General features: G+C 67.2%; 6 protein-coding genes. 3 read left to right on the forward strand and 3 right to left on the reverse strand.

Translation table 11 applies throughout. The annotated features are described in order from the left end of the window. Window positions 1-126: 126 nt before the first annotated feature. The 3 genes from KJ554_09250 to KJ554_09260 all read right to left on the reverse strand — a co-directional run bounded on the left by KJ554_09250 (window position 127) and on the right by KJ554_09260 (window position 4,455). A complete protein-coding gene (locus KJ554_09250; protein MBU0742520.1) occupies window positions 127-2,379 on the reverse strand; it encodes a transketolase in 2,253 nt (750 codons plus the stop codon). Window positions 2,380-2,610: 231 nt separating this feature from the next. Continuing rightward, complete coding sequence (locus KJ554_09255; GenBank protein MBU0742521.1) at window positions 2,611-3,195, reverse strand: exonuclease domain-containing protein; 585 nt, start codon at window positions 3,193-3,195, stop codon at window positions 2,611-2,613. 93 nt (window positions 3,196-3,288) lie between these two features. Further along, the gene (locus tag KJ554_09260; GenBank protein MBU0742522.1) at window positions 3,289-4,455 is read right to left on the reverse strand and encodes a sensor histidine kinase; all 1,167 of its coding nucleotides are present in this window, start codon (window positions 4,453-4,455) and stop codon (window positions 3,289-3,291) included. Between the two features lie 504 nt (window positions 4,456-4,959). Here KJ554_09260 and KJ554_09265 point away from each other — a divergent pair. The 3 genes from KJ554_09265 to KJ554_09275 form a co-directional block, all read left to right on the forward strand. Beyond that, window positions 4,960-6,357 (forward strand): TolC family protein, encoded by a 1,398-nt coding sequence (locus KJ554_09265; protein MBU0742523.1) that lies wholly within the window; start codon window positions 4,960-4,962, stop codon window positions 6,355-6,357. Window positions 6,358-6,368: 11 nt separating this feature from the next. Further along, on the forward strand, window positions 6,369-6,803 hold the full coding sequence (locus KJ554_09270) for a YHS domain-containing protein (GenBank protein MBU0742524.1): 435 nt from the start codon (window positions 6,369-6,371) through the stop codon (window positions 6,801-6,803). A gap of 50 nt (window positions 6,804-6,853) precedes the next feature. Further along, on the forward strand, window positions 6,854-8,400 hold a 1,547-nt coding region (locus tag KJ554_09275; protein MBU0742525.1), incomplete at its 3' end, for an efflux RND transporter periplasmic adaptor subunit.

Genomic DNA, 8,400 nt, shown 5'->3' on the forward strand with positions numbered 1-8,400 from the left:
TGAGGGATCGGAGCGTCATGAGCCCCCGCGGGGGAGTGGATGGTCACAGGATAGCGCAAGGGGCCGCTCGTGCAAACGCCCCCCGTCCAGGGACGGGGGGCGCGTTCATGAGGGCCGGGCCGACGGTCAGACCTTGGCCGCGTCGCCCACCATGCGCCGCAGGCGATCCATGCGCGCGTCATGGTCCTTGGCGAAGCGGATCACGGACGCGGCCACGCTCCCGGTGTCGAGGCCGGCGTCCTCGCAAACCTCGTCCAGGGAACCGCCCCCGCGCCAGACATCGTCGCGGTCGCTGCAGACGGCGTATTCCCGGGCCAGGGGGTTGAAATCCCAGTCCGACATCAGGCGGCGGGCCCGGTTGGTGACGTAGGTGCTGTTCATGCGGTCGGCGCCGGTGATCACCCGGTCCTGGTAGTCCCGGCTCTGCAGCTTGAAGAGCTGGGGGCTCGGGACGGCCACGATCTTCACGTTGACGCCGGCGGCGTCGATGGTCTCCAGGGCGTGGATCAGGTTGTAGGTGCTCATGGTGCCCTGTACAAAGATGCAGCCCTGCCGGGGCGATGCGGCCTTGTAGTCGCGCAGGATGTAAGCGCCCCTGGCCGCCTCGAAGTGGGATCCCAGCCCCAGGGCTTCGCGGTCGGGGATCACCACGCCGGGACGTGTGAGATGCAGGGCCACGATGGGCCTGTCGGTCTTCATGGCCGCCGCCAGCATCACCGGTACCTCGTTGTACTCCCAGGGATGGATGTCGATGACGTGACCATCGGGGAAGAGCTGGGTGATGCCGGGAGAGAAGATGCCGAAGTGGGTGCGGCTGTCCTCGGCGGTCTCGGGCCCGCTGTGCCCAGCCACCCAGATCACCTTGCCCAGCTTGAACTCGCAGTCCTGCGCCAGCTGGCTGTACAGGCGCATGGCGCCGTACTTCAGGTAGCTGAAGGAGCCGTAGGTCGAACACGCGGCGTAGAAGCCGTTGAACTCCCGCTCCGGATCATCGGACATGTTCACGCTGGCCGCGCCCACGCAGAGGCTGGCGTTCTGGAACTCGGTGATTTCCTGGGGCAGCAACACGCCCTCGGGCGCCTTCTCCCGGTCGTACCAGCCGTAGTTGGACATGTCGTCGTAGTCGGCGGCGAAGCCGGCGATGTTGGTCGAGCCCGCCAGGTCGGCCGAGCAGGCCAGGAACAGGGGACGCCCGTGCTTCTCCCGGCAGTAGGAGTTGATCCAGCTGCCCCAGCGCGCCAGGGCGGCTCGGTTGGGCTGCTGCTCGCCCGGCTTGGCCCACATGTTCTCCGGGTAGGTCTCGAAATCCCAGATGGCGTCGTCGCGCAGCGGGTTGGTCGAGACCGGGATGCGGAAGCCCGCGATCTCCTCGGGCACGCTCTCGCCCAGCTCGACCAGGCGGTCGGCCAGGTAGGACACGGTCGCCTCGTCGTTGCGCAGGACGTCCAGCGCCACGTTCAGGTTGGCCGCGAACTGCTCGCGCAGTTCTCCGTCCGCGGGGGCGGGAGCGCCCTCGCCCACCCAGGCCGCGCCGTACGTGTCGGCGAAATCCCGGCGGCATTTCCAGAACAGGTCGCTGTTCAGCGCGTGGGGCGAGCCGTGGCTGGCGTTGTCGTACTTGTAGTAGCCGCGGCCCTTGCGGGTCTTCCCCCACAACATGCCGGGTCGACGGACCGGGTTGTCGCCCTCGACCATCTCCAGGATCGCGCGGGTCACGTCCTCCCAGGCGCTGCCGTCGGCTGCCTCGTGGGTATGCCAGCCGTAGGGCGTGAACCAGTCGCCTGGTGTGCCGTGGACCACGGAGCTGATCTTCTGGTCGTCGATGCCGTAGTCGTTCCAGTCCAGCAGCACGAACATGTTGTCCAGGCCCAGACCGTACGCGGTGTTCTTCGTCTCGTGCCAGCAGCCAGCGGTGTGTCCGCCCTCGCCCTCGATGCCGAAGACCTTCACGCCCTCGGCGCCGGCCCGCTTGAGCGCCAGCGCCTCGCCGCACATCGGTGGTCCGCCGTGGCCGCTGGGACCCGTGTTGAACTTCACGAAGAGGTTGTTGCGGGCCATCTCCACGTGGCCGGGCAGTCCGCCGCGGTTGCGGAAATCGAGGATGTTCTCCCAGGTCAGCATCCGCTCCGGCGCGCCGGGCACCAGGTACCTGGGATCGCCGGTCTTCTCGTGCATCACGCGCAGGGCCTCGTTGAAGGTCGAGAGCGTGGCGTAGACCAGGGGCGCGGTGTGGCCGGCCACCAGCACGAACCTGTCGCCGAACCGCTTGCCCGGGTTGCGGATGTCCCAGCGCATGGCTCCGCCCAGCAGGAGGCTCAGCAACATGTGGGCCTTCGACCTGCTGCCTCCGGGGTGACCGCTCTGGCGGTAGTTGAGCATCAGGTCGATCTGCTGATCGACGACGTCCTTGATCACTTCCCAGTGACCGAAATGCTGCTGCTGCTGCCGGTAAAGCTGCTCGATCTTGGACACGCTGATCTCCTCTCGCGTCGCGGTCGGGACGGTGGGTGCGCCGGGGCGCGCCGGGGGTCGCCGACGGGAATCGGGGTTGTTTGAAATCTGGCAGGACCGCTTGGCGAAGGCAAGTAAAACCGGGTCGAAGAGGCTGTTTCAGACCCGTGCATAGCCGAGGTGGTAGGTCTGCAGGATGGCGGCGGCGGCCCTGGCGTCGTCCACCGCCCGGTGGAGCTGGAAGCTCAGGGTGACGCCCATCTTCTCGAGGACCGATTCCAGGCGCTGGCCCGAGGTGCGGTGATGGTGCTCGGCGAGCCACGCCGTCGCCACGGCGCGGATGTCGTAGGCGCCGCCGGCGATATGAGCGCGGTAGTCGAGGCCGTGCGCGTCGCATTCACGCCGCAGCAGCGGGATGTCGTAGTAGACGCCGAAGGCCGCGATGATCGCCTTGTTCCGCGGGCCGTACCACTCCAGGAAGCGCTGCCCGACCTCGGCGAAGGCGTCCCGGTCGGCGACCATCTCCGGGGTGATGCCGGTCAAGCGGGTGATGAAAGGTGGCACGGGGTACGCCTGCGGCCTGACCAGCTCGCTGAACTCGTCCGTGATCTCCAGGCTGCGGCAGTCCAGGCGCACCGCCCCGATCTCGATGATGTTGCTGCGCTCGACCAGGTTGTTGCCCTCGTCCGCGGCGGGACAGGTGGCTTCCAGGTCGATCACGACGATGTCGGTGCTGTAGCGCATGACGCCTCCTCGGGACCGTACGCTAGCACGGGTCGCGGGCCGGGGGAAGGGCTGGCTCGGGCAGAGCCCGCGCTCCGGGGATTCGCGCGGCGATCAGGGCTTCCGTTCGCACCGCCGCTCGGGTGCCCGTGAAACGACACGCGGGAATGCGATGACGATGCGCGCTCCTGCGCGGAACGATTCGTCGACTTCGATCGAACCGCCGTGATCCTCGACGATCCGGTGGCTGATCGCGAGCCCGAGGCCCGTGCCGTCGGTTTTCGTCGTGTAGAAGGGCGTACCGAAATTCCGCAGCGAATCGACCGAGAAGCCGAGGCCGTCGTCCTCGACGGCGCACCGCAGGCGCCGCTCGTCGGCCGCCAGGGAGACGGAGACCGTACCCCCCGCGCCCGCCGCCTCGATCGCGTTCACGATCAGGTTGAACAGCAACTGCCGGATCTGCTCCCGATCTCCGTGCAGGGTCCAATCGGGAGAGACGCCGGTGAAATGGATGATCTTCACCTCGCCGTGCGGGTGGCGCAGCAGACCGACGACCTCCGCGACCTCCGCGTCCAGGTCGATCAGGACATCGTTCCTGGCCGTCGGTCTCGCGTAGGCCAGGAAGCGGGTCAGTACGTCGTTCAAGCGTTGCGTCTCGGCCTTGATGATGTCGAGCAGCCAGCCCTGGGGATCCCCCCGGTGCGTGTCGTCGGCCACGATCTCCGCCGCGGCCTTGATCGAAGCCAGGGGGTTGCGGATCTCATGGGCGAGACCGGCCGAAAGTCTGCCCACGGACGCCAGCCGCGCCTGACGGATGAGCTGTCCCTCCATCAGGGACTTCTCGTCCAGGGTCGCCTCGAGCCGGTGCGCGGTGCGCGCCAGGGTCCGCAGCGTCCGGCTCTCACGCGAGACGAGGATTCCGCAGACAAGGCCGACCGACACGTACAGGATCATCTCCAGCCCCTTCTCGAGGGCGGGGCCGGGATCGTAGCCAACCCTGCCGAAGGCATGGGGGACGTAGATGACGCATGCGGCCAGGGACGTGATCAGTCCGGCCGGCCATCCGCCCCGGAAGGCGGCCAGGATGATCGGGAAGTAGTAGAGCCGCCGGTAGATCCCGTGGGCGGCGTGCAGGTGCATGGTCGTGGAGTAGTGCAACAGCGTCACGATCGCGACGAGCACGACGACGTATGTGTATCGTGTTCCCGGCAGATCCGGCAGACGCGTTCGGATCGTCACGACGACTCCGGAATCGATGTCGATGTCGTGGATGATCTGCATGGCTTGAAGATTATTCTCATCCCCGCTCTGACCTCCGCTTATTGCTTTCATCCCAACTGATTGGGAAACATGCGGGTTACACGATCTCCTCGCTTGTTCTGGGCAGAGCAGAAGCCAGAACCGTGCTCGGAAGCGCCCATTTGACCGAATCTCAGGACGCAGCGTGCGCTGGAATGCGAGCGTGACGCTGAAATCCACGTCTGGCCCGGTTTTGGGTAATCGCCCTGGGCACTCGGACGTGCGTACCATCGTCAACCGATCCGGTTCTGCCGGCCTCGAGGTGCGCTCTCGGGGTCGCAACAGGAACCATTCTGAAGAATATTCCTCGCCCGTTTCGAGATTATTCTTCAATCACGACGAATTCCTGAACAGCCCTGTCCCCGTAACTATTTGTGATTATATGCGATAGATCTTTTTGCCATTTTGGCCCGGCCTGTGCTTAACCAGTCACAACTAGCCGGACACAGGCGTATCACCCACTACGGGAGAACCGAGGCCGGATCAATGGTCCGATCCAAGACACACAGCCGCTCGACATCGATCGCGGCGATTGCCCTGACGCTCGCCGCGGTCACCGTCGCCTCCGCCGCGGACCCGGGCGGGTCGAGCGACCCTGTCGACGCGCTCCGCGAATATGCGTCGGTCGTCGCCCGCTTCGCCATCGACACGCGCGCGGCCGCGGAACCCGACGGCAGCGTGGCTTCCTACGTCGCGTTGGCCGTCACGAGGAACGAGCGGATCCGGGCGGCCCTGGCCGACGTGACGTCGGCCAACGCGCGCATCCCCCAGGCGACGGCTCTGCCGGAGCCGCGCATCGGCGTCACCCAGTACCTCCAGTCCGTGGAGACCAGGGTCGGGCCCCAGGAAAGGGCCTATTCCATTTCACAGTCGTTCCCCTGGTTCGGAACGCTGTCCCTCCAGGGCGACATCGAGCGGCAGCGCGCCGCAGCGCTGCAGGCCGGGCTCGACGAGACGATCCTGGCGGTCATGGCGGATGTCGCGACGGCCTACCACGAGATCGCCTACCTGGAGGAGGCCATTGCGATCACCGGCCGCCACATCGCACTTTTGACGCAATGGGAGTCCATCGCGCGGGCGAGGTACGAGACCGGCGAGGGCCGCTACGCCGATGTGATCAAGGCGCAGGTCGAACTGGGCGTCCTCGGCGATCGCCAGGCCGAACTCGTGGATCGGCGGCGCCCTCTCGCGGCGATGCTCAACGCCCTGCTCGACCGGCCGGCCGACGCGGTTGTCGAGACGGTTCTGCCGACGATCTTCATGACCGGCGCGCCCGATCGCGAAACGCTCGTCGAGCACATGCTGGCGTCGAACCCCCGGCTGGTCGCCTGGGACCACAGGGCCGAGGCCGCGACGGCGGCGGAGCGTCTGGCCGGCAAGCGCAAATACCCTGCCTTTTCCCTCGGCCTGAACTATATCCAGACGGGCGCAGCCAGGATGGACGGCGTCCCGGACAGCGGAACGGACGCCGTGACGGCGTCGCTGGCCTTCAGTCTACCCATCTGGCGCGGGAAGTACGACGCGGCCTCCCGCGAAGCGGCGGGCCATTACCGATCCGCCCGGGCTTCCCGGAACGAGCTGGCGAACCAGCTGATTGCCGAGCTGGAGCGGGCGCTGTTCGAGTACCGCGATGCAGGCCGCAAGTGGGACCTCTACGCGACGACGTTGCTGCCGAAAGCCCGCCAGTCCCTGGGCGCCGTACGTGCCGCCTACGAAGCCGGCGAAAGCGGATTTCTCGACGTGATCGACGCCGAACGCCTGCTTTTGGAATTCGAACTGTCGCGGGCGCGGGCCCTTTCGGACGCGCTCATCCAGCAAGCAGACGTGGAACGGCTGGCGGCCATGCCGTTCCCCGGATCGGGTTCGCAGGACCATCACCGGTGAAGGAGAGAACGATGAACGGGACCACTCGCATGCTCGGCGTCGCCCTCGCGATCCTCGGGTTCACCGCTTCCGTGAGCATGGCGGACGCGGCCGCCCCGGCCGCGGCCCCGGCGGCCGCGGAGGTCGGCAACCAACGGGACTGTCCCGTCACGGGCAACCCGATCGACGAGAACGTCTTCGTCGTGTATCAGGGACAGAAGATCTACTTCTGCTGTCCCGGCTGCGATGAGACCTTCCTGAAGACCCCCGAAACGTACTTCGACGGCTTCGCCGAGTCCGGTGTCCTCGTCGCGTCGGTCCAGACCGTCTGCGCCGTCAGCGGCGAGCGTCTTCCGGACAAGAATACCTACGTCGACCACCGAGGACGCAGGATCTACTTCTGCTGCCCCGGCTGCGATGTGGACTTCCTGAAAGAGCCCGGCAAGTACTTGCCGGGCATCAAGTAGGTGTGTGAGACATGACCACGCGTTCGTCAACGTTCCCATGGGGGATCACCATGCGCAGATCCATCATCGCCATCGCGATCGTCGCCGCCTTCGGTCTCGGACTGCTCTTGCGCGGCGGGGGCGAGGCGCCCGTCGCGCAGGACGGCCACGCGGAGGAACGGGCCGTGGCCGCCACGATCTGGACCTGCTCCATGCATCCCCAGATCCAGCTGCCGGCGCCGGGCAAGTGCCCCATCTGCTTCATGGACTTGATCCCCCTGGAAGCGAACGACGACGACGACCTGGGTCCCCGGACCCTCGTCCTGTCCGAAGCGGCCGCCTCCCTCGCCGAGATCCAGACCACGCCGGTCGAGCGGCGCCGGATCTCGTCGCGGATCCGGTTGATCGGCGAGGTCACGGTCGACGAGACGCGCAACCGCGCGATCTCGGCCTGGGTGCCGGGCCGGATCGATACGCTGTTCATCGATTTCACCGGCACCGAGGTCGCGCCGGGAGAACCGCTCGTCTCCCTCTACAGTCCGACGCTCTACGCCGCCCAGGCCGAATTGCTCAACGCGCTCGCGGCCCAGGGGGAATTGCGCGAGAGCCCCGACCCGCTCATGAGACGGACGGCCGCGGCGACGGTGGCGTCGGCGCGGGAGAGGCTCCGCCTCTGGGGCCTGACCTCCGATCAGATCGCCGCCCTCGAGGTACGTGGGACCGCGCGCCACCATCTGACGATCGTTTCCCCGCTGGGGGGAGTGGTGGTCCACAAGAACGCCGTGGAGGGCAAGTACGTGGAGAAGGGCAGCATGCTCTACACCGTCGCGGACCTCTCTCGCGTCTGGATCGCCATGGCGGCCTACGAATCGGACCTGGTGTGGCTGAAAGAGGGGCAGGACGTCGATTTCAGGGTCGAGGCGCTGCCGGGACGGACTTTCTCCGGCACCGTCATCTTCATCGATCCCGTGCTCGATCCGCGGACGCGGACCGTACTGGTTCGCCTGGACGTCGACAACGGCGAGGGGGCGCTCAAACCGGGGATGTTCGTGCACGCCGTCGTCGCCGCGGAGACGGACGCCGCCGTTCCTCCCCTCGTCATTCCCGCTTCGGCGCCCCTGATCACCGGCGAACGGGCCGTGGTCTACGTCAGGCTGCCGGAGCGCGACAAGCCGACCTTCGAGGGACGGGAGATCGTGCTCGGCCCGCGCGCCGGGGATCATTACCTGGTGGTCTCCGGACTCGTGGAGGGCGAGCTGGTCGTCACGAAGGGCAATTTCAAGATCGACAGCGCGCTCCAGATCCAGGCCAAGCCGAGCATGATGAATCCCTCCGGCGGCGGTCCCGCCCCAGGGCACGCCCACGGCGGGAACGCCCCAGCAGCCGCGGGTTCGCCGGCCGGTGGCGACGCCGCAGCTTCCGGCGATCGCGTCGCACACGCCGAGATCCCGGATGTCCCCGCGGCATTCGGGCCGGAGCTGGAAGACGTCCTGGAATCCTACCTCTCGTTGCAGGCGGCCCTCGCGGCTGACGACGATGCGGCCGCAGTCCGGTCCGCCCGGTCGGCCGCCGCGGCCGTCGCCGGTGTCGACATGAACCTGGCCGGCGCGGCCCACGC

It is taken from the genome of bacterium, from assembly GCA_018814885.1.
Lineage (GTDB): Bacteria > Krumholzibacteriota > Krumholzibacteriia > LZORAL124-64-63 > LZORAL124-64-63 > JAHIYU01.